Annotated in this window: 18 protein-coding genes; 4 read left to right on the top strand and 14 right to left on the bottom strand. The window is 69.4% G+C overall.

The window, feature by feature from the left end:
- Positions 1–235 precede the first annotated feature (235 nt).
- The 4 genes from fahA (at position 236) to ABD932_RS23640 (ending at position 3,918) form a co-directional block, all read left to right on the top strand.
- Positions 236–1,459, top strand: a complete 1,224-nt coding sequence (gene fahA / locus ABD932_RS23655) for a fumarylacetoacetase (protein ID WP_345015543.1) — start codon at positions 236–238, stop codon at positions 1,457–1,459.
- Between the two features lie 133 nt (positions 1,460–1,592).
- Positions 1,593–2,390, top strand: coding sequence for a hypothetical protein (locus tag ABD932_RS23650; RefSeq protein ID WP_345015542.1), 798 nt, complete (start codon positions 1,593–1,595; stop codon positions 2,388–2,390).
- Entirely contained in the window at positions 2,387–2,764 is a 378-nt protein-coding gene (locus ABD932_RS23645) for a GntR family transcriptional regulator (protein ID WP_345015541.1), read from the top strand. Before ABD932_RS23650 ends, ABD932_RS23645 begins: the two co-directional genes overlap by 4 nt.
- Before the next feature lie 215 nt (positions 2,765–2,979).
- A complete protein-coding gene (locus tag ABD932_RS23640; RefSeq protein WP_345015540.1) occupies positions 2,980–3,918 on the top strand; it encodes a M56 family metallopeptidase in 939 nt (312 codons plus the stop codon).
- 69 nt (positions 3,919–3,987) lie between these two features.
- Here ABD932_RS23640 and recQ read toward each other — a convergent pair whose 3' ends face one another.
- The 14 genes from recQ to ABD932_RS23570 form a co-directional block, all read right to left on the bottom strand.
- Positions 3,988–6,024: a DNA helicase RecQ gene (recQ, locus tag ABD932_RS23635; protein ID WP_345016363.1), complete on the bottom strand. Its 2,037-nt coding sequence runs from the start codon at positions 6,022–6,024 to the stop codon at positions 3,988–3,990.
- A gap of 163 nt (positions 6,025–6,187) precedes the next feature.
- Entirely contained in the window at positions 6,188–7,837 is a 1,650-nt protein-coding gene (gene nuoN / locus ABD932_RS23630; protein WP_345015539.1) for an NADH-quinone oxidoreductase subunit NuoN, read from the bottom strand.
- Positions 7,834–9,405, bottom strand: coding sequence for an NADH-quinone oxidoreductase subunit M (locus tag ABD932_RS23625; protein ID WP_345015538.1), 1,572 nt, complete (start codon positions 9,403–9,405; stop codon positions 7,834–7,836). The genes nuoN and ABD932_RS23625 overlap by 4 nt, the downstream gene beginning before the upstream one ends.
- Before the next feature lie 5 nt (positions 9,406–9,410).
- On the bottom strand, positions 9,411–11,324 hold the full coding sequence (gene nuoL / locus ABD932_RS23620; RefSeq protein WP_345015537.1) for an NADH-quinone oxidoreductase subunit L: 1,914 nt from the start codon (positions 11,322–11,324) through the stop codon (positions 9,411–9,413).
- A 15-nt stretch (positions 11,325–11,339) separates the two neighbouring features.
- Positions 11,340–11,639: an NADH-quinone oxidoreductase subunit NuoK gene (gene nuoK, locus ABD932_RS23615; RefSeq protein ID WP_019756142.1), complete on the bottom strand. Its 300-nt coding sequence runs from the start codon at positions 11,637–11,639 to the stop codon at positions 11,340–11,342.
- Entirely contained in the window at positions 11,636–12,478 is an 843-nt protein-coding gene (locus tag ABD932_RS23610) for an NADH-quinone oxidoreductase subunit J (protein WP_345015536.1), read from the bottom strand. The genes nuoK and ABD932_RS23610 overlap by 4 nt, the downstream gene beginning before the upstream one ends.
- Positions 12,475–13,116, bottom strand: coding sequence for an NADH-quinone oxidoreductase subunit NuoI (gene nuoI / locus ABD932_RS23605; RefSeq protein WP_345015535.1), 642 nt, complete (start codon positions 13,114–13,116; stop codon positions 12,475–12,477). The genes ABD932_RS23610 and nuoI overlap by 4 nt, the downstream gene beginning before the upstream one ends.
- Positions 13,109–14,473, bottom strand: a complete 1,365-nt coding sequence (nuoH, locus tag ABD932_RS23600; protein ID WP_345015534.1) for an NADH-quinone oxidoreductase subunit NuoH — start codon at positions 14,471–14,473, stop codon at positions 13,109–13,111. Before nuoH ends, nuoI begins: the two co-directional genes overlap by 8 nt.
- Positions 14,470–16,974, bottom strand: a complete 2,505-nt coding sequence (locus tag ABD932_RS23595; protein ID WP_345015533.1) for an NADH-quinone oxidoreductase subunit G — start codon at positions 16,972–16,974, stop codon at positions 14,470–14,472. The genes nuoH and ABD932_RS23595 overlap by 4 nt, the downstream gene beginning before the upstream one ends.
- Positions 16,971–18,320 (bottom strand): NADH-quinone oxidoreductase subunit NuoF, encoded by a 1,350-nt coding sequence (gene nuoF, locus ABD932_RS23590; protein ID WP_425587506.1) that lies wholly within the window; start codon positions 18,318–18,320, stop codon positions 16,971–16,973. Before nuoF ends, ABD932_RS23595 begins: the two co-directional genes overlap by 4 nt.
- Positions 18,320–19,192, bottom strand: a complete 873-nt coding sequence (gene nuoE, locus ABD932_RS23585; protein WP_345015531.1) for an NADH-quinone oxidoreductase subunit NuoE — start codon at positions 19,190–19,192, stop codon at positions 18,320–18,322. The genes nuoF and nuoE overlap by 1 nt, the downstream gene beginning before the upstream one ends.
- The gene (locus tag ABD932_RS23580) at positions 19,189–20,511 is read right to left on the bottom strand and encodes an NADH-quinone oxidoreductase subunit D (protein WP_345015530.1); all 1,323 of its coding nucleotides are present in this window, start codon (positions 20,509–20,511) and stop codon (positions 19,189–19,191) included. The genes nuoE and ABD932_RS23580 overlap by 4 nt, the downstream gene beginning before the upstream one ends.
- Positions 20,508–21,269 (bottom strand): NADH-quinone oxidoreductase subunit C, encoded by a 762-nt coding sequence (locus ABD932_RS23575; protein ID WP_345015529.1) that lies wholly within the window; start codon positions 21,267–21,269, stop codon positions 20,508–20,510. Before ABD932_RS23575 ends, ABD932_RS23580 begins: the two co-directional genes overlap by 4 nt.
- Positions 21,266–21,820, bottom strand: a complete 555-nt coding sequence (locus ABD932_RS23570; protein ID WP_056552623.1) for a NuoB/complex I 20 kDa subunit family protein — start codon at positions 21,818–21,820, stop codon at positions 21,266–21,268. The genes ABD932_RS23575 and ABD932_RS23570 overlap by 4 nt, the downstream gene beginning before the upstream one ends.
- Between the last annotated feature and the right edge of the window lie 9 nt (positions 21,821–21,829).

The raw sequence follows: 21,829 nt of genomic DNA, 5'->3' as shown, positions 1-21,829 counted from the left end.
AAGATTTTTTCCGAGCAGTTTCCTGAGCAGTTCCGAGCAGTCCCGAGCAGTCCCGAGCAGTCTCCTGAGCCATCGCCTGGGCGCGCCGGAACGTCGGCCGAGCGCGGCGACCTGGTGATTCGCCATCCTCAGGGACGCGAGCTCCGCACTGCACAAGACAGGCAACTCACACGTAACGTGTGGCCCGACTACATGGCACTGGCACACGGAGCGGATGAGAGTGAGGCAGCACCCCATGCCCCCCTTCGATCTCCCCGAGGGCGACCCCTTCGGCACGCACAACCTTCCGTACGGCGTCTTCTCCCTCCCCGGCTCGGACTCCGCGCGCAGGGTCGGCGTCCGGCTCGGCGACCACGTCCTCGACGCGGGCAAGGCGGCCTACGCGCTCGGCTCGCCGTACGCCCCGCTGCTCGCCCAGGACTCCCTGAACCCGCTGCTCGCCGCCGGCCGCACCACCTGGTCGGACGTACGGCGCGCACTGACGGCGTGGGTGACGGTCCCTGCCCACCAGGAGGCCATCGCGGACCTCCTCCATCCACTGTCCTCGGTGACCTTGCACCTCCCCTTCGAGGTCGCTGACTACGTCGACTTCTACGCATCCGAGAACCACGCCCGGAACGTCGGCCAGATCTTCCGCCCCGACGCAGCGGACTCCCTGACCCCCAACTGGAAGCACCTGCCGATCGGTTACCACGGCCGCTCGGGCACGGTGGTGGTCTCCGGCACGGAGGTCGTACGACCCTCCGGCCAGCGCAAGGCACCCACCGACCCGGCGCCGGTCTTCGGCCCGTCGGTCCGCCTGGACATCGAGGCCGAGGTCGGCTTCGTGGTCGGCGTCCCGTCCCGGATGGGCAAGCCGGTGGCCCTGGGCGACTTCCGTGAGCACGTCTTCGGACTCTGCCTGTTGAACGACTGGTCGGCACGAGACATCCAGGCCTGGGAGTACGTCCCCCTCGGCCCGTTCCTCGGCAAGTCCTTCGCCACGTCGGTGTCGGCCTGGATCACCCCGCTGGACGCGCTGGAGGAGGCCCGGGTGGCACCGCCGGAGCGGACGCACCCCCTGCTGCCGTACCTGGACGACTCCGACCCCTCGGCGGAACCCGACGGCTACGACCTGCGTATCTCGGTGACCATCAACGGCCACGTCGTCTCCGAGCCGCCCTTCTCCACCATGTACTGGACCGCCGCCCAGCAACTCGCCCACATGACCGTGAACGGCGCCTCACTGCGCACCGGCGACCTGTACGGCTCCGGCACGGTGAGCGGCCCGACGGAACGCGAGCGCGGGTCACTGCTGGAACTGACCTGGAACGGCCGCGACCCTCTTGAACTCCCCGACGGCAAGCGGACGTTCCTGGAGGACGGCGACGTGGTGACCCTGTCCGCCTGGGCCGCGGGGCCGGGCGGGGTGCGCGTCGGGCTGGGTGAGGTCACCGGGCAAGTTGTAGCAAGCAGTTGACACAAACCCCGGAGAGGCCGCATCTTGTACTCACCACTTGATACAAGTGGTGAGTACAAGTCTGCGTATGTGCCACATCTGCGTACGAGCCATCTCTACGTACGAGCCATCTCCACGGGGGTCCGTGTCTCACATGCTCGAAGTCGGTTCGCGTCCATCCACGTCGGCGCCCGCGTCCCGCGCGCCTGTCGACCGCTATGCCCGCTGGACAGGCCTGGCCGTCGGGGTATCGGCCGCCCTCTGGCTGCCGCCTCTGAACAACGGAGAGGGCACCCTCTACGCCATCCTCGCGTTCGGCCTGTGCGCCGTCGCCGGAGTGCTTCTCGGCGACGCGCTGACCGCGCCGCGCCGGGGCGCCGTACGCACGGCCGGCCTCACCCCACGCCGGGTCCGGGACTACGTCCCGCCTCGCATGACCCTGCTGCTGCTCGGCCTCGCAGCCGCGCTGGTCGTCCTGCTGACGGCGGCAGCCGCGGTGGCGTCGCCGGACGACCTGGGCCGTGCGGGGCGCGCCCTCACGGTGGCGTGCGGGGGCGTGACGCACTCGTACACGCCTTGGCCCGGCCTCTACTACGGCCTTCCCGTCGTGGCTTCCCTCGCCCTCTCCACCGCCGCCTGCGGCTGGTCCCTGCGGCGCATCGCGACCCGCCCCGGCGACGAACAGTCCCGCCGCGACCGGACGTTGGCGATCGTCGCGGCGTGGGGGTTGGTGGTCTCGTCCTCCCTGTTCGGCGTGGCCTCGACGGTGTCGGGAGCGCTGATGAACACGACGTGCGACGGCGTGGCGGGAGTCGTGGGGAACTGGACGGTGTGGCCGCTCGGGCTGCTCGCCCTGATCACGGCACCGTGGTGTCTGTTCACGATCATCTCGCCTCGGGCGACGGCGTGGAAGGGCCGTCGGGCCGGCACCGGCGGGGTCGGCCACCGGTGAGCGGGGCGGCCCTGCGCGTCGACACGAACAGCCCGGTCCCGCCGTACGAACAGATCCGCGCCCAGCTCGCCGACCTGATCTCCACGGGCCGCCTCGCGGAGGGCGAACGCCTGCCGACGGTACGGCAGTTGGCCGCAGACCTGGGGCTGGCCACGGGAACCGTGGCACGGGCGTACCGCGAACTGGAAGCAGCATCCCTGATCCGCACCCGGCGAGGCGCGGGCACCCGCGTCGCCCCGCTCCCCGCAGGCGCCCCCCGCCCCGATCGGGCCGAACTGGCCGCACTGGCACGGCGGTTCGCTGCGGAGGCTCGCGCACTGGGAGCGAACGACACGGAGGTGGAGGCGGCGATCCGGGAGGCGCTACGGGGGTAGGGGGTGACTGCGATTCGGGAGGCGCCGCGAGCGTGGAAGGTAGTGGCGTAAGCCCTGCCGACCTACGCACCGTGCCCCAAGGCGAGTTCGGCGACTCTTCACCGCTGACTCCGGCGACCGTCACCGTCATACTGGCTGGCGGTGGTGTGTTCCTCGCCCACCGCCCCGCACGTCCGCCCACGCACCTCCCCTGACCAGGATCCGGAGCCTCCGGCATGACCTTCTGCCTGCTCCTGTTGAGCACCGTCGCTCTGACAGCAGCCGTGCCCGTTCCGCGTGCGCTGACCCGAGCTGCGTGGCCCGAACGGGAACCCGTGGTCGCCCTCTGGGTGTGGCAGTGCCTGGTCGCCACCGTCCTCCTGTGCTGCCTGACGGCCCTGGCCCTGGGCACCGCCGCCGTCTTCGGCACGGTACGCGCCCAGCTCTTCGCTCCGGCGCCGCCGTCGGTGACCGAGGCGTACGATCTCTCGGCCGCGCCCGCCTGGGCGGCCGCGCTCAGCGTGCTGCTGGCCTGCGGTGCCGCCTGGACGACCGCGATGCTGGCCCGCGAGCTCGTCGAAGCGCGGCGGCGACGCGGCCAGGCCAGGGCCCACCTGCGGGAACGCGCCCCTGAGCTGCCGGCCGGCCTGGGCTCGGCGCGCGGTCCGCTCCTGGTGCTGGAGGACGAGTACCCCGACGCCTGGTGGATGCCCGGCAACCCGCCCCAGCTGATCGTCACCACGGGCGCCCTGCACCGCCTGACCGACCACCAGCTCGACGCCGTCCTCACCCACGAGCGTGGCCACGCCCAAGCCCGCCACGACTGGCTGCTGCACCTCTCCACCGCGCTTGCCACCGGATTCCCCCGCATCCCGTTGTTCGCCCACTTCTGCGACCAGACCCACCGCTTGGTCGAGCTGGCCGCCGACGACACGGCGTCCCGTCGCTGCGGTCACCTGACGACTGCGCTGGCCCTGATCGAGCTCAACCAGCACCGGGGCGTTCTCTCCTGCTCCTCCACCAACCGCCTCCTGGGCGAACGCGTCAACCGCCTCCTCCAGCCCCCACCCCGCCTGAGCCACCGCCACCGCGCCCTCACAACGACGCTGGCGGCCCTGGTGCCGCTACTCCCCCTCCTGATCACGTTCGCGCCGGGGCTCACGGCACTGGGCTGAGGCCGGATCGAGGGATCGAGGGCGGGAGTACCGGCGTAGGCGCGTATGTCGGACGCAACCCCGCTCCGTCTACGCCCAGTCCTCCGGCTCCGGCTCCATCTCAGGCCAGTCGTCCGCCCCGAGGTCCGACCGTGAATCCACCTCCGGATCCATCCCCTGATCCCCCTCGGCCGCCGCCCCCACGCCGGTCTCTCCCCGCACCCCACGCAACACCTCGAGCACCCCCTCGCCATACGTCGCCAGCTTCTTCTCCCCCACCCCGCTGACGCCCCCGAGCTCCCGCACGGACGCCGGCCACACCGTGACGATCTCCCGCAGCGTCGCGTCATGGAAGATCACATACGCCGGAACCCCCTGCTCCCGGGCCTGCTCGGCGCGCCAGGCCCGCAGCGCCTCGAAGGCCGGTACCAGCTCCTGCGGCAGCTCGGCCACGGCGGCCTTCGCCTTGCGCTCCCCCCGCCCGGAGCCCCCGGAACCAGACCCCGACGCAGACCGCGAGGTCGCCGGCTTCTTCGGCTCCTTCCGCAGCGGAACCTCCCGCTCCCGCCGGAGCACGGTCCCACTGGCCTCGGTCAGCACGAGCGTCCCGTACTCCCCCTCCACCGCGAGCAGCCCCTGCGCCAGCAACTGCCGGATGACGCCCCGCCATTCGCCCTCGGCCAGCTCCTCGCCGATGCCGAACACGGAGAGCTGGTCATGGTCGAACTGGATCACCTTGCCCGTGCGCTTGCCCAGCAGGATGTCGACGATCTGCAGGGCGCCGAACTTCTGTCCTCGCTCCCGCTGCAGCCGCACCACCGTCGACAGCACCTTCTGCGCCGCGATCGTGCCGTCCCAGGTCTCCGGCGGAGTGAGGCAGGTGTCGCAGTTGCCGCAGCCCACCGGATCCGGGTCCTGACCGAAGTAGGCGAGCAGCTGACCACGTCGGCACTGAGCCGTCTCGCACAGCGCCAGCATCGCGTCCAGGTGCGCGGCGGCACGGCGCCGGAACGCCTCGTCGCCCTCGCCCGACTGGATCAGCTTGCGCTGCTGTATGACGTCGTTGAGGCCGTAGGCCATCCACGCCGTGGAGGGCAGTCCGTCACGGCCGGCGCGGCCCGTCTCCTGGTAGTAGCCCTCGACCGACTTGGGCAGGTCGAGGTGGGCGACGAAGCGGACGTCCGGCTTGTCGATGCCCATCCCGAAGGCGATGGTCGCCACCACGACCAGGCCCTCCTCCCGCAGGAACCGGGACTGGTGCGCCGCGCGCGTACCCGCGTCCAGGCCGGCGTGGTACGGCACCGCCTCGATGCCGTTGCGGGTCAGGAATTCTGCCGTCGACTCCACCGACTTGCGCGACAGGCAGTAGACGATGCCCGCGTCACCCGCGTGCTCCTCCCGCAGGAAGCTCAGCAGCTGCTTCTTGGGGTCCGCCTTCGGCACGATCCGGTACTGGATGTTGGGCCGGTCGAAGCTCGCCACGAAATGCCGGGCCGTCGGCATGTTCAGCCGCTGGGTGATCTCCTCGTGCGTCGCCCGCGTGGCCGTCGCCGTGAGCGCGATCCGCGGGACGTCCGGCCAGCGCTCGCCCAGCAGCGAGAGGGTCAGATAGTCGGGGCGGAAGTCGTGGCCCCACTGGGACACACAGTGCGCCTCGTCGATCGCGAAGACGGCGATCTTGCCGCGCGACAGCAGGTCCAGTGTCGAGTCGAGCCGCAGTCGTTCCGGGGCGAGGTAGAGCAGGTCCAGCTCGCCCGCCAGGAACTCCGCCTCCACCACCCGCCGCTCGTCGAAGTCCAGAGTGGAGTTGACGAACCCGGCCCGCACGCCGAGCGCCCGCAGCGCGTCCACCTGGTCCTGCATCAGCGCGATGAGCGGCGAGACAACGATGCCGGTACCCGGTCTGACCAGGGACGGGATCTGGTAGCACAGCGACTTGCCGCCGCCCGTCGGCATGAGCACGACGGCGTCCCCGCCACCCGCCACATGCTCGATGACCGCTTCCTGCTCACCCCGGAAGGCGTCGTACCCGAAGACCCGGTGCAGCGTGGCCAGCGCCTCGCTCTCTGTCCCGCCTGCCGCCTCGGTCACCCTTGGCATCTCCCTGATCCCACCCGTCGCACCCATCGCCATGTCCCCCGTACGTCGTCCCTCGACCACTGCCTCCACGATAGGGGCCGCCACGGACATCACCGGAGTTATCCACAGGCTCCTCCCCCGCCCGCCACAGCAGAGCGGCCCGGCCCCCTCGGAAGGAGGCCGAGCCGCTGCCGTGCTCACCTGTGCCGCGTCAGCGCACGAACACTCCCGCCTGGCTCGCCAGGTCCAGGAAGTACTGCGGAGCCACACCCAGCACCAGCGTGACCGCGACGCCGACCCCGATCGCCGTCATGGTCAGCGGCGACGGCACCGCGACCGTCGGCCCCTCCGGGTTCGGCTCGCTGAAGAACATCAGGACGATGACCCGGATGTAGAAGAACGCCGCGATCGCGGACGAGATCACACCGACCACGACCAGCGGGCCCGCCCCGCCCTCCGCCGCCGCCTTGAACACGGCGAACTTGCCGGCGAAGCCGGAGGTCAGCGGGATGCCGGCGAAGGCCAGCAGGAACACCGCGAACACGGCCGCGACCAGCGGTGAACGACGGCCGAGGCCGGCCCACTTGGACAGGTGCGTCGCCTCACCGCCGGCGTCGCGCACCAGCGTCACCACCGCGAACGCCCCGATCGTCACGAACGAGTACGCGCCCAGGTAGAAGAGGACCGACGACACACCGGACGGCGTGGCCGCGATGACACCCGCGAGGATGAAGCCCGCGTGCGCGATTGACGAGTACGCCAGCAGCCGCTTGATGTCCGTCTGCGTGATCGCGACGATCGCACCGCCGAGCATGGTGACGATCGCCACGCCCCACAGGACCGGCCGCCAGTCCCAGCGCAGGCCGGGCAGGACGACGTACAGAATGCGGAGCAGCGCACCGAACGCGGCCACCTTCGTCGCCGCCGCCATGAACCCGGTCAACGGCGTCGGCGCACCCTGGTACACGTCCGGCGTCCACATGTGGAACGGTACGGCGCCCACCTTGAACAGCAGCCCCATGACGATCATCGCGGCGCCGACGAGCAGCAGCGCGTCGTTGCCCATCGTGTCCGCGAGCGCCGGGGTGACGTCCGGGACCGTGCCGTCGACGACCTGCGCGATCGTCGCGTACGACACGGAGCCCGCGTACCCGTACAGCAGCGCGATGCCGAACAGCGTGAACGCGGAGGCGAAGGCGCCCAGCAGGAAGTACTTGACCGCGGCCTCCTGCGACATGAGCCGCTTGCGGCGGGCCAGCGCGCACATCAGGTACAGCGGGAGCGAGAAGACTTCCAGGGCGATGAACAGTGTCAGCAGGTCGTTGGCCGCCGGGAAGATCAGCATGCCGGCGACCGCGAACATCAGCAGCGGGAACACCTCGGTCGTGGTGAACCCGGCCTTCACGGCGGCCTTCTCGCTGTCGCTGCCCGGCACGGCCGCGGCCTGCGCGGCGAAGGAGTCGACCCGGTTGCCGTGCGCCGCCGGGTCGAGCCGCCGCTCGGCGAAGGTGAACAGGCCGACCAGGCCCGCCAGCAGGATCGTGCCCTGCAGGAAGAGGGCGGGTCCGTCGACGGCGATCGCGCCCATCGCGGCGATGCCCGACTTGGTCGTCGCGTACCCGCCGGCCGCCAGCGCGACGACCGCCGCGAAGGCCGCGACGAGCGCCACGACGGAGACGAACACCTGCGCGTAGTAACGGGACTTGCGCGGGAGGACCGCCTCGATCAGCACCCCGACGATCGCCGCGCCGACGACGATCAGGGTGGGCGACAACTGTCCGTACTCGATCTTCGGCGCGTCGATCTTCGAGATCGGGTCGGCCGCGGTTGTCCACAGGCTGTGGACGGCTGATGCGCTCACTTGGCCGCCTCCACCTCGGGCTGGGGGTCCTTCTTCTGTACGTCGGACATGGTCTGCTTGACCGCCGGGTTGACGATGTCCGTGAGGGGCTTCGGGTAGACGCCCAGGAAGATCAGCAGTACGACCAGCGGGGCGACGACCACGAGTTCACGCACCCTGAGGTCGGGCATCGCCGAGACCTCCGGCTTCACCGGGCCCGTCATCGTCCTCTGGTAGAGGACGAGGGTGTAGAGCGCGGCGAGCACGATGCCGAAGGTGGCGATGATGCCGACCGCCGGGTAGCGGGTGAACGTGCCGACCAGGACCAGGAATTCACTCACGAAGGGTGCCAGTCCCGGCAGCGACAGGGTCGCCAGACCACCGATCAGGAAGGTGCCGGCGAGCACGGGCGCGACCTTCTGCACACCGCCGTAGTCGGCGATGAGCCGCGAGCCGCGCCGCGAGATCAGGAAGCCTGCCACCAGCATCAGCGCGGCCGTCGAGATCCCGTGGTTGACCATGTACAGCGTCGCGCCGGACTGGCCCTGGCTGGTCATCGCGAAGATACCCATGATGATGAAGCCGAAGTGCGAGATCGACGCGTACGCCACCAGCCGCTTGATGTCCCGCTGCCCGACGGCGAGCAGTGCGCCGTAGATGATGCTGATCAGCGCCAGGACGAGAATGGCCGGCGTCGCCCACTTGCTGGCCTCCGGGAAGAGCTGGAGGCAGAAGCGGAGCATCGCGAAGGTGCCCACCTTGTCGACGACCGCGGTGATGAGGACCGCGACCGGAGCGGTGGCCTCCCCCATCGCGTTGGGCAGCCAGGTGTGCAGCGGCCACAGCGGCGCCTTCACCGCGAAGGCGAAGAAGAAGCCGAGGAACAGCCAGCGTTCGGTGTTGGTCGCCATGTCCAACTGGCCGTTGGCACGGGCCTCGGCGATCTCCGTGAGCGAGAAGTTCCCGGCGACCACGTAGAGGCCGATCACCGCGGCCAGCATGATCAGACCGCCGACCAGGTTGTAGAGCAGGAACTTCACGGCCGCGTACGACCGTTGCGTCGACGCCACCTTCTCGCCGTGCTCGTGGGCACGGTCCCCGAAGCCGCCGATGAGGAAGTACATCGGGATGAGCATGGCTTCGAAGAAGATGTAGAAGAGGAAGACGTCGGTGGCCTCGAAGGAGATGATCACCATCGCCTCGACGGCCAGGATCAGGGCGAAGAAGCCCTGCGTGGGCCGCCAGCGGCTGCTGCCGGTCTCCAGCGGGTCCGCGTCGTTCCAGCCGGCGAGGACGATGAACGGGATCAGCAGCGCCGTCAGCGCGATCAGCGCCACCGCGATGCCGTCCACGCCGAGTTCGTACCGGACCCCGAAGTCCGCGATCCAGGCGTGGGATTCGGTGAGCTGGTAGCGGTCGCCGTCCGGGTCGAAGCGGACCAGGACGGTGATCGCGAGGGCGAGCGTGGCGAGTGAGAAGAGCAGCGCGAGCCACTTGGCGGCGGTGCGCTGTGCGGCCGGTACGGCGGCCGTGGCGATCGCCCCGATCGCCGGGAGCGCCGCCGTCGCTGTCAGCAGAGGAAAGGACATCGGTATCAGACCGCCCTCATCAGCAGGGTCGCGGCGATGAGGATCGCCGCACCGCCGAACATCGAGACCGCGTACGACCGCGCGAAGCCGTTCTGCAGCTTGCGCATCCGTCCGGACAGGCCGCCCATCGAGGCCGCCGTGCCGTTGACGACGCCGTCGACCAGGGTGTGGTCGACGTACACCAGGGAGCGTGTGAGGTGCTCGCCGCCGCGTACGAGGACGACGTGGTTGAAGTCGTCCTGGAGCAGGTCACGGCGGGCGGCCCGGGTGAGCAGCGACCCGCGCGGGGCGACGACCGGGACCGGGCGGCGGCCGTACTGGCCGTAGGCGATGGCGACGCCGATGACCATGCACGCGACGGTCGCGCCGGTGACCACCCCCGCGCTGATCGGCGGGTGGCCGTGGGCGTGCCCGGTGATGGGCTCCAGCCAGTGCACGAACCGGTCGCCGATGCTGAAGAACGCACCGCCGGCCACCGATCCGACGGCCAGCACGATCATCGGGATCGTCATGACCTTGGGCGACTCGTGCGGATGCGGTTCGTTGCCCTTCTCGTCGGGCTGCCAGCGCTTCTCGCCGAAGAACGTCATCAGCATCACGCGCGTCATGTAGTACGCCGTGATGGCCGCGCCCAGCAGCGCGCAACCACCCAGGATCCAGCCCTCGGTGCCGCCCTTGGCGAACGCCGCCTCGATGATCTTGTCCTTGGAGAAGAAGCCGGACAGACCGGGGAAGCCGATGATCGCGAGGTAGCCGAGGCCGAAGGTGACGAAGGTGACCGGCATGTACTTGCGCAGGCCGCCGTACTTGCGCATGTCGACCTCGTCGTTCATGCCGTGCATGACCGATCCGGCGCCGAGGAACAGCCCGGCCTTGAAGAAGCCGTGCGTCACCAGGTGCATGATCGCGAAGACGTAGCCGATGGGGCCGAGGCCCGCGGCGAGGATCATGTAGCCGATCTGCGACATGGTCGAGCCGGCCAGCGCCTTCTTGATGTCGTCCTTCGCGCAACCGACGATCGCACCGAAGAGGAGCGTGACGGCACCGACGATCGTGACGACCAACTGGGCGTCGGGCGCCGCGTTGAAGATCGCTCCGGAGCGGACGATCAGGTAGACACCCGCGGTCACCATCGTCGCGGCGTGGATGAGGGCCGAGACCGGGGTCGGGCCCTCCATCGCGTCCCCGAGCCAGGACTGCAGCGGCACCTGGGCCGACTTGCCGCACGCGGCGAGCAACAGCATCAGGCCGATGGCGGTGAGCCTGCCCTCGCTCGTGTCGGCGACGAGCCCGGCCTCCTCGCCGGTGCCGAGCACCGGACCGAAGGCGAAGGTGCCGAACCACAGGAACATCAGCATGATCGCGATCGACAGGCCCATGTCGCCGACGCGGTTGACCAGGAAGGCCTTCTTCGCGGCGGTGGCGGCGCTGGGCTTGTGCTGCCAGAAGCCGATGAGCAGGTAGGACGCGAGGCCGACGCCTTCCCAGCCGACGTACAGCAGCAGATAGTTGTCGGCGAGGACGAGCAGCAGCATCGCCGCGAGGAACAGGTTCAGATAGCCGAAGAAGCGGCGGCGCCGCTCGTCGTGCTCCATGTACCCGACCGAGTACAGGTGGATCAGCGAGCCGACGCCGGTGATCAGCAGCACGAACGTCATCGACAGCTGGTCGAGGCGGAAGGCGACGTCCGCCTGGAAGCCCTCGACCGGGATCCAGCTGTACAGGTGCTGGGTGAGCGTGCGGTGTTCGGCGTCCTTGCCCAGCAGGTCGGCGAAGAGGATCACGCCGAACACGAAGGAGACGAACGACAGAAGCGTGCCGAGCCACTGGCCCACGGCGTCGAAACGCCGGCCGCCGCACAGCAGTAGGGCCGCTCCGAGCAGGGGCGCCGCGATCAGCAGCGCAATCAGGTTCTCCACGATTCTTCCGACCCCTTAGAGCTTCATCAGGCTGGCGTCGTCGACCGAGGCCGAGTGGCGGGAACGGAACAGCGACACGATGATCGCCAGCCCGACGACGACCTCGGCGGCGGCGACGACCATCGTGAAGAAGGCGATGATCTGGCCGTCGAGATTGCCGTGCATCCGGGAGAAGGCGACGAGCGCGAGGTTGCAGGCGTTGAGCATGAGCTCGATGCACATGAAGACGACGATCGCGTTGCGCCTGATCAGCACGCCTGTGGCGCCGATCGTGAACAACAGGGCGGCGAGGTAGAGGTAGTTGACCGGGTTCACTTGGACGCCTCCTCGGGCCGCTTGAAGGTCGACGGCTCGATGGCGGTCCGCTCCAGCCGTTCCTCCGCGCGCTGTTCCAGGGCCCTGAGGTCGTTGAGCGCCTCGGCGGACACGTCCCGGATCTGGCCGCGCTCGCGCAGCGTCTTGCTGACCGTGAGGTCGGACGGGGTGCCGTCGGGCAGCAGGCCGGCGATGTCGACCGCGTTGTGCCGGGCGTACACGCCGGGCGCCGGCAGCGGCGGGACGTGCTTGCCTTCGCGGACGCGCTGTTCGGACAGCTCACGCTGGGTCTTGGCACGCTCGGTGCGCTCGCGGTGGGTGAGCAGCATGGCGCCGACCGTGGCCGTGATGAGCAGGGCGCCGGTGATCTCGAAGGCGAAGACGTACTTGGTGAAGATGAGGGTCGCGAGGCCCTCCACATTGCCGTTCGCGTTCGCCTGGCCGAGGCCGTTGAACTCCTTCAGGGAGGCGTTCCCGATGCCCGCGATGAGCAGGATGCCGAAGCCGAGGCCGCAGAGAAGGGCCAGCCAGCGCTGGCCCTTGATGGTCTCCTTCAGGGAGTCCGCGGCCGTGACGCCGACGAGCATCACCACGAACAGGAAGAGCATCATGATCGCGCCGGTGTAGACGATGATCTGCACGACGCCCAGGAAGTAGGCGCCGTTGGCGAGATAGAACACCGCCAGCACGATCATGGTCCCGGCGAGACAGAGCGCACTGTGCACGGCCTTCTTCATGAAGACGGTGCACAGGGCGCCGATCACGGCGACGGTGCCGAGGATCCAGAACTGGAAGGCCTCTCCGGTGGAGGTGGAGTAGGCGGCGAGCTGCCCGGTCATCGGCCGATCACCTTCTCGGACGCCGGTTCGTCCTCGCCGAACGTCGAGTCGGCCTCCTGCGGGACCTCGCCCTTGGAGATCGCGACCTGCTGGGTCGTCCCCGGCGCGGCCTCCGTCACCAGACCCCGGTAGTAGTCCTGCTCGTCGGTCCCCGGGTAGATGGCGTGGGGCGTGTCGACCATGCCGTCCTCAAGACCGGCGAGCAACTGCTCCTTGGTGTAGATGAGGTTGGCGCGGCTGGAGTCGGCGAGCTCGAACTCGTTGGTCATCGTCAACGCGCGCGTGGGGCACGCCTCGATGCACAGCCCGCACAGGATGCAGCGGGCGTAGTTGATCTGGTAGACGCGGCCGTACCGCTCGCCCGGCGAGTAGCGCTCCTCGTCGGTGTTGTCGGCGCCCTCCACGTAGATGGCGTCGGCGGGGCAGGCCCAGGCGCACAGCTCGCAGCCGACGCACTTCTCCAGGCCGTCCGGATGGCGGTTGAGCTGGTGCCGTCCGTGGAAGCGCGGAGCGGTGGTCTTCTGCTGCTCCGGGTACTGCTCGGTCAGCCGCTTCTTGAACATGGCCTTGAAGGTCACGCCGAAGCCGGCCACGGGGTTCTGGAAACCGGGCTTGGTCTCCTTGGGCTCCTCAGCCATCGGACGCCTCCTTTCCATCCAGAGATCCATCACTCTGAGTATCGGGCCCACCACTGACAATCAGCTCGCGCTCCCGGCGCGAACGGCGTCGCGGCACCGGTGGAAGCTCCTGTCCGGGCAGTGGCGGTACGGGGAATCCGCCCGCCATCGCGTCGAAGCCGGCGGGTTCCTCGGCGGGCTCCCCGGCCGCCTTCGTCCGCTCGCGGAACATGTCCACGACGAAGGAGAGGAGCAGCAGCGCGAGGATGCCGCCGCCGACGTAGAGGGCGATGTCGGCGAATTCGTAGTTCTCGTTGCGAAGAGTCCGCACGGTCGCGACGAGCATCAGCCAGACGACGGAGACCGGGATGAGGACCTTCCAGCCGAGCTTCATCAGCTGGTCGTAGCGGACGCGAGGCAGCGTGCCGCGCAGCCAGATGAAGAAGAAGAGCAGCAGCTGAACCTTGATCACGAACCAGAGCAGCGGCCACCAGCCGTGGTTCGCGCCCTCCCAGAAGGCGCTGACCGGATACGGGGCCCGCCAGCCGCCCAGGAAGAGCGTCACCGACACGGCCGAGACCGTCACCATGTTCACGTACTCGGCGAGCATGAACATCGCGAACTTGATCGACGAGTACTCGGTGTTGAAGCCGCCGACCAGGTCTCCCTCGGACTCCGGCATGTCGAAGGGGGCGCGGTTGGTCTCGCCGACCATCGTGATGATGTAGATCACGAAGGAGACCGGCAGCAGGACGATGTACCACCGGTCCTGCTGCGCCTCGACGATCGCCGACGTCGACATCGACCCGGAGTAGAGGAACACCGAGGCGAAGGCCGCGCCCATGGCGATCTCGTACGAGATCATCTGCGCGCAGGAGCGCAGGCCACCGAGCAGCGGGTAGGTGGATCCGGAACTCCAACCCGCCAGCACGATGCCGTAGATGCCGACCGAGGCGACCGCGAGGATGTAGAGCATCGCGATCGGCAGGTCGGTGAGCTGCATCGTGGTGCGCTGGCCGAAGATCGAGATCTCGTTGCCGGCCGGGCCGAAGGGGATCACCGCGATCGCCATGAAGGCAGGGATGGCCGCGACGATCGGTGCGAGGACGTAGACCACCTTGTCCGCGCGTTTGACGATGACGTCTTCCTTGAGCATCAGCTTGATGCCGTCGGCGAGGGACTGGAGCATGCCCCAGGGGCCGTGCCGGTTGGGGCCGATGCGCAGCTGCATCCAGGCGACGACCTTGCGCTCCCAGACGATGGAGAACAGCACGGTCACCATCAGGAAGGCGAAGCAGAACACCGCCTTGATGGCGACCAGCCACCAGGGGTCGGTGCCGAACATCGACAGGTCTTCAGCGGCGAGGTACGGGCTCATGCCTCCACCTCCTCGGGGGCCTCGGTCGCGAGGGTCGCCGGGCCGATGCGGACGAGTGCGCCGGGCAGCGCCCCGGTGTCGGAGGCGACGCCGCCGCCGGTGGAGTTCAGCGGGAGCCAGACCACGCGGTCGGGCATCTCGGTGATCAGAAGTGGGAGTTCGACTACTCCGGAGGGGCCGGTCAGGGCCAGTACGTCGCCGTTCTTGACGCCGGCCTCGGCGGCCGTGGCGGCCGACACGCGCGCGTGGGCCGCGTGTCGCGTCCCGGCGAGCGCCTCGTCGCCCTGCTGGAGGAGGCCCTGGTCGAGCAGCAGCCGGTGCCCGGCGAGGACTGCCTCGCCGGCGGCCGGTCGCGGCAACTGGGCCCCGATCTCCAGGGGTTCGGTGGCCCGAGGTCCGTCCCAGGGGCCGAGCCGGTCGATCTCCGCGCGCGTGGTGCGCAGATCCGGCAGACCCAGGTGTACGTCCATGGCGTCGGCCAGCATCTGCAGCACGCGCGCGTCGGTCGGGGCCAGGCGACGGGTCATGTGGTCGGGCTTGAGCGCTGCCTCGAAGAACCGCACCCGGCCCTCCCAGTTGAGGAAGGTGCCGGCCTTCTCCGCCACCGCGGCGACCGGAAGCACGACATCGGCGAGCTCGGTCACCTCACCGGGCCGCAGCTCCAGCGACACCACGAAGCCGACCTCGGCGAGCGCCTCACGCGCGCGTGCCGGATCGGGCAGGTCGTTGACCTCGACGCCCGCGACCAGCAGGGCCTGGAGTTCGCCGGTCGCGGCTGCCTCGACGATCTGGCCGGTGTCACGGCCGTAGCGGAGCGGGAGTTCGGACAGGCCCCATACGGCGGCGACCTCTTCACGCGCGCGCGGGTCGGTCGCGGGACGTCCGCCAGGCAGCAGCGACGGCAGCGCACCGGCCTCGACGGCACCGCGCTCCCCCGCCCGGCGCGGGATCCACACCAGCTCGGCGCCGGTCGCGGACGCGGCCCTTACGGCGGCGGTGAGCCCGCCCGCCACAGCGGCAAGCCGCTCACCGACGACGATCACCGCGCCCTCGGCGCGCAGCGCCTCGGCGGCCTTCGCCCCGTCACCCTCCAGGCCGACCCCGCTCGCCAGCGCGTCCAGCCACTCGGTCTCGGTGCCGGGAGCGGCGGGCAGCAGCGTGCCGCCGGCCTTCTCCAGGCCGCGCGTCGTGTGCGTGGCGAGCGAGAAGACCTTCTGGCCGTGCTTGCGCCAGGCCTTGCGCAGCCGCAGGAAGATGCCGGGCGCCTCCTCCTCGGCCTCGAATCCGGCCAGCAGGACGGCCGGTGCCTTCTCCAGGGAGGCGTACGAGACGCCCGTACCGTCGAGGTCACGGCCGCGACCGGCGATCCGGGCCGCCAGGAAGTCGGCTTCCTCACCGCTGTGCACGCGCGCGCGGAAGTCGATGTCGTTGGTGTCGAGTGCCACGCGCGCGAACTTGCTGTACGCGTAGGAGTCCTCGACGGTGAGCCGGCCGCCGGTCAGAACGCCGGTCCGGCCGCGCGAGGCGAGCAGCCCCTGGGCCGCGATCTGCAGCGCCTCCGGCCACGAGGCCGGTTCGAGGTCGCCCTCGGCGTTGCGCACGAGCGGTGTCTGAAGCCGGTCGCGCTGCTGGGCGTACCGGAACGCGAACCGCCCCTTGTCGCAGATCCACTCCTCGTTGACCTCGGGGTCGTTGGCCGCGAGCCGGCGCATGACCTTGCCGCGCCGGTGATCCGTACGCGTCGCGCAGCCGCCGGAGCAGTGCTCGCACACCGACGGCGAGGAGACGAGGTCGAAGGGGCGGGAGCGGAACCGGTACGCCGCCGAGGTGAGCGCGCCGACCGGGCAGATCTGGATGGTGTTGCCGGAGAAGTACGACTCGAACGGGTCGCCCTCACCGGTGCCGACCTGCTGCAGCGCGCCCCGCTCGACCAGCTCGATCATCGGGTCGCCCGCGACCTGGTTGGAGAACCGGGTGCAGCGGGCGCACAGCACGCACCGCTCGCGGTCGAGCAGCACCTGCGTGGAGATCGGGACGGGCTTCTCGTACGTCCGCTTCCGGCCCTCGAAGCGGGACTCGGCGTGCCCGTGCGACATGGCCTGGTTCTGCAGCGGGCACTCGCCGCCCTTGTCGCAGACCGGGCAGTCCAGCGGGTGGTTGATGAGCAGGAGCTCCATCACGCCCTGCTGGGCCTTCTCGGCGACCGGCGAGGTGAGGTGGGTCTTCACGACCATGCCGTCGGTGCAGGTGATCGTGCAGGACGCCATCGGCTTGCGCTGGCCCTCGACCTCGACGATGCACTGGCGGCAGGCGCCGGCCGGGTCGAGGAGGGGGTGGTCGCAGAAGCGCGGGATCTCGATGCCGAGCTGCTCGGCGGCCCGGATGACCAGGGTGCCCTTGGGCACGCTGATCTCGATGCCGTCGATGGTCAGCGTCACGAGATCTTCCGGCGGGACCGCCGCCTCTCCCCCTCCGGAGGGGGCGCTGGTGGTCACAGTCATGCGTGTACCTCCGTGCGGTGGTCGGCCCAGGCCGTCGACTTGGCCGGGTCGAACGGACAGCCGCGGCCCGTGATGTGCTGCTCGTACTCCTCGCGGAAGTACTTCAGCGAGGAGAAGATCGGCGAGGCGGCGCCGTCGCCGAGGGCGCAGAAGGACTTGCCGTTGATGTTGTCGGCGATGTCGTTCAGCTTGTCGAGGTCGCTCATCACGCCCTTGCCGGCCTCGATGTCGCGCAGCAACTGCACGAGCCAGTAGGTGCCTTCGCGGCAGGGCGTGCACTTGCCGCAGGACTCGTGGGCGTAGAACTCGGTCCAGCGGGTGACGGCGCGTACGACGCAGGTCGTCTCGTCGAAGCACTGGAGAGCCTTCGTGCCGAGCATGGAACCCGCGGCGCCCACTCCTTCGTAGTCGAGGGGGACGTCGAGGTGCTCGTCGGTGAACATCGGCGTCGAGGAGCCGCCCGGCGTCCAGAACTTGAGGCGATGGCCGGGGCGCATGCCGCCGCTCATCTCGAGGAGCTGGCGGAGTGTGATGCCGAGCGGGGCCTCGTACTGGCCGGGGCTCGCGACATGGCCGCTGAGCGAGTAGAGCGTGAAGCCCGGGGACTTCTCGCTGCCCATCGACCGGAACCAGTCTTTGCCCCGATGCAGAATCGCGGGAACCGACGCGATCGACTCGACGTTGTTCACAACAGTCGGGCAGGCGTAGAGACCTGCCACCGCAGGGAAGGGGGGACGAAGCCGCGGTTGACCACGGCGGCCTTCGAGCGAGTCGAGCAGTGCGGTCTCCTCACCGCAGATGTACGCGCCGGCGCCGGCGTGCACGGTGAGTTCGAGGTCGAGGCCACTGCCGAGGATGTTCTCGCCGAGGTACCCCGCCGCGTAGGCCTCGCGCACGGCCTCGTGCAACCGCCGCAGAACCGGGACGACTTCACCACGCAGATAGATGAAGGCATGCGAAGACCTGATGGCATAACACGCGATGACGATGCCCTCGATGAGGCTGTGCGGGTTCGCGAAGAGGAGCGGAATGTCCTTGCAGGTTCCGGGCTCCGATTCGTCGGCGTTGACAACTAGATAGTGCGGTTTTCCATCACCCTGGGGAATGAACTGCCATTTCATTCCCGTCGGGAATCCCGCGCCGCCGCGCCCGCGCAGACCGGAGTCCTTGACGTACGCGATGAGGTCGTCCGGCGACATGGCGAGCGCCTTGCGAAGTCCCTCGTATCCTTCGTGCCTTCGGTAGACGTCCAGCGTCCAGGACCTGTCCTCGTCCCAGAAGGCCGACAGCACGGGTGCGAGCAGCTTCTCGGGGCTGGTGTCTTTCAGCTCGGGTGCCAAGGTCATCACTCCCCCTCCTCAGCGGCAGGCCCTGCCGGGTGGGCTGGGTCGGATGCCGATGTGTCCTGCGGCGCGTCATGCGAACTGAGGTGTTCGGTCGGCGACGGCTCGTGCACCGCGCTGTCCTGCGGCTCCTCGTGCGGGCCGCCCTCCCGCGGATGGACCACGCGCGCGGGTGCGGTCTCTCCCCTGGCCAGGCGGAGGCCCACCAGCGACGCCGGTCCCGCACTGCCGCTCTCCTCGACGGCCCCGGGCCGCTCGTCGGGGAATCCGGCCAGAATCCGCGCGGTCTCCTTGAAGGTGCACAGCCGGGCCCCGCGCGTCGGCTCGACGGGCCTGCCCTCGCGCAGGTCGTCGACGAGGCGCTTGGCGCTCGTCGGGGTCTGGTTGTCGAAGAACTCCCAGTTGACCATCACGACCGGCGCGAAGTCGCAGGCCGCGTTGCACTCGATGTGCTCCAAGGTGACCTTGCCGTCGTCGGTGGTCTCGCCGTTGCCGACGCCCAGATGCTCCTGGAGCTCCTCGAAGATCGCGTCGCCGCCCATCACCGCGCACAGGGTGTTGGTGCAGACGCCCACCTGGTAGTCACCGCTCGGCTTGCGCCGGTACATGGTGTAGAAGGTGGCGACCGCGGTGACCTCGGCCGTGGTCAGGTGCAGCATGTCCGCGCAGAAACGCATCCCGGTGCGCGTGACATGGCCCTCCTCCGACTGCACGAGGTGCAGCAACGGCAGGAGGGCGGACCGGGAGTCCGGGTATCGGGCGATGACGTCGCGCGCGTCCCTCTCGAGCCGCTCTCGAACGTCGTCCGGGTAGCCGGGCGCGGGCAGTTCGGGCATGCCCAGGCTGACGCCCCGCTCTGAAGAACTGGTGGTCACCGGTCGACGCCTCCCATCACGGGGTCGATGGACGCGACGGCGACGATGACGTCGGCGACCTGGCCGCCCTCGCACATCGCCGCCATGGCCTGCAGGTTGGTGAAGGACGGGTCACGGAAGTGGACCCGGAAGGGGCGGGTGCCGCCGTCGGAGACGGCGTGCACGCCGAGCTCGCCCTTGGGCGACTCGACGGCCGCGTACGCCTGTCCCGGCGGGACGCGGAAGCCCTCGGTGACCAGCTTGAAGTGGTGGATCAGGGCCTCCATGGAGGTGCCCATGATCTTCTTGATGTGGTCGAGGGAGTTGCCGAGCCCGTCAGGGCCCAGGGCGAGCTGGGCGGGCCAGGCGATCTTCTTGTCGGCGACCATGACCGGGCCGGGCTGGAGCCGGTCCAGGCACTGCTCGACGATCCCCAGCGACTGGCGCATCTCCTCCAGGCGGATCAGGAAGCGCCCGTAGGAGTCGCAGCTGTCGGCGGTCGGGATCTCGAAGTCGTAGGTCTCGTAGTCGCAGTACGGCTGCGCCTTGCGCAGGTCGTGCGGCAGGCCGGTGGAGCGCAGGATCGGGCCGGTGGCGCCGAGGGCCATGCAGCCGGCCAGGTCGAGATAGCCGATGTCCTGCATGCGGGCCTTGAAGATCGGGTTCCCGGTGGCGAGCTTGTCGTACTCCGGGAGGTTCTTCTTCATCTTCTTCACGAACTCGCGGATCTGGTCCACCGCGCCGGGCGGCAGGTCCTGGGCGAGTCCGCCGGGCCGGATGTACGCGTGGTTCATGCGCAGGCCCGTGACCAGCTCGTAGATGTCGAGAATCATTTCACGATCGCGGAATCCGTAGATCATGATCGTGGTGGCGCCGAGCTCCATGCCGCCGGTGGCGATGCACACCAGGTGGGAGGAGAGCCGGTTCAGCTCCATCAGGAGCACCCGGATGATCTTGGCGCGCTCGGTGATCTGGTCCTCGATGCCGAGGAGCTTCTCGACGGCGAGACAGTAGGCGGTCTCGTTGAAGAAGGACGTCAGGTAATCCATGCGCGTCACGAACGTGGTGCCCTGCGTCCAGGTCCGGTACTCGAGGTTCTTCTCGATGCCGGTGTGGAGATAGCCGATGCCGCAGCGGGCCTCGGTGACCGTCTCGCCGTCGATCTCCAGGATCAGGCGGAGCACCCCGTGGGTGGAAGGGTGCTGCGGACCCATGTTGAGGACGATGCGCTCGTCGTCGGCGCGGGCCGCGGCCTGGACGACCTCGTCCCAGTCGCCACCGGTGACCGTGTATACGGTGCCCTCGGTGGTCTCACGGGCGGCTGCTGACTGCGTGCTCACGAGTACGACCTCCGCTGGTCCGGAGCCGGGATCTGGGCGCCCTTGTACTCGACGGGGATGCCGCCGAGGGGGTAGTCCTTGCGCTGCGGGTGGCCCTGCCAGTCGTCCGGCATCATGATCCGCGTCAGGGCGGGGTGACCGTCGAAGACGATGCCGAAGAAGTCGTACGTCTCGCGCTCGTGCCAGTCGTTCGTCGGGTACACGGCGACGAGCGACGGGATGTGCGGGTCGCTGTCGGGGGCGCTGACTTCGAGACGGATCAGCCGGTTGTGGGTGATCGAGCGCAGGTGGTAGACGGCGTGCAGCTCGCGGCCCTTGTCGGTCGGGTAGTGGACGCCGCTGACGCCGGTGCACAGTTCGAAGCGCAGGGCCGGGTCGTCGCGCAGGGTGCGGGCGACCCGGACGAGGTGTTCACGCTCGATGTGGAAGGTGAGTTCGCCGCGGTCGACGACCGTCTTCTCGATGGCGTTGTCGGGCAGGAGTCCCTGTTCCTCCAGCGCGCCCTCGAGTTCGTCGGCGACCTCGTCGAACCAACCTCCGTAGGGGCGGCTCGCCGGTCCCGGGAGCCGGACCGAGCGGACCAGGCCGCCGTAGCCGGAGGTGTCGCCGCCGTTGCTGGCGCCGAACATGCCGCGCTGGACGCGGATCTCCTCGCCGCCCTGGCCGCGCTGGCCGGGGAGGTTGGAGGCGGAGAGGTCCTTCTCGGGGTTGACCCCGTTCGACCCGTTCGCCCCGTTGGTGCCGTTCGCGTCGCTCACCGCAGCAGCCCCTTCATCTCGATCGTGGGCAGGGCCTTGAGCGCCGCTTCCTCAGCCTCGCGGGCGGCCTCCTCGGCGTTCACGCCGAGCTTGGAGGTCTGGATCTTCTGGTGAAGCTTGAGGATGGCGTCCAGCAGCATCTCGGGCCGTGGCGGGCAGCCCGGGAGATAGATGTCGACCGGGACGATGTGGTCGACGCCCTGAACGATCGCGTAGTTGTTGAACATGCCGCCCGAGGAGGCGCAGACCCCCATGGAGATCACCCACTTGGGGTTCGGCATCTGGTCGTAGACCTGCCGGAGCACCGGCGCCATCTTCTGGCTGACCCGGCCGGCGACGATCATCAGGTCGGCCTGGCGCGGGGATCCGCGGAAGACCTCCATGCCGAAGCGCGCCAGGTCGTAGCGGCCGGCGCCGGTGGTCATCATCTCGATGGCGCAGCAGGCGAGGCCGAAAGTGGCCGGGAAGACAGACGCCTTGCGCACCCAGCCCGCGGCCTGCTCGACGGTGGTCAGCAGGAATCCGCTCGGCAGCTTTTCTTCGAGTCCCATGTCGTTAAA

This window comes from Streptomyces shaanxiensis (genome assembly GCF_039537145.1).
GTDB classification, from domain to species: Bacteria; Actinomycetota; Actinomycetes; order Streptomycetales; family Streptomycetaceae; genus Streptomyces; species Streptomyces shaanxiensis.
The sequence above is the reverse complement of the archived record's forward strand: the minus strand, read 5'-3'. Positions and strand labels throughout refer to the sequence as shown.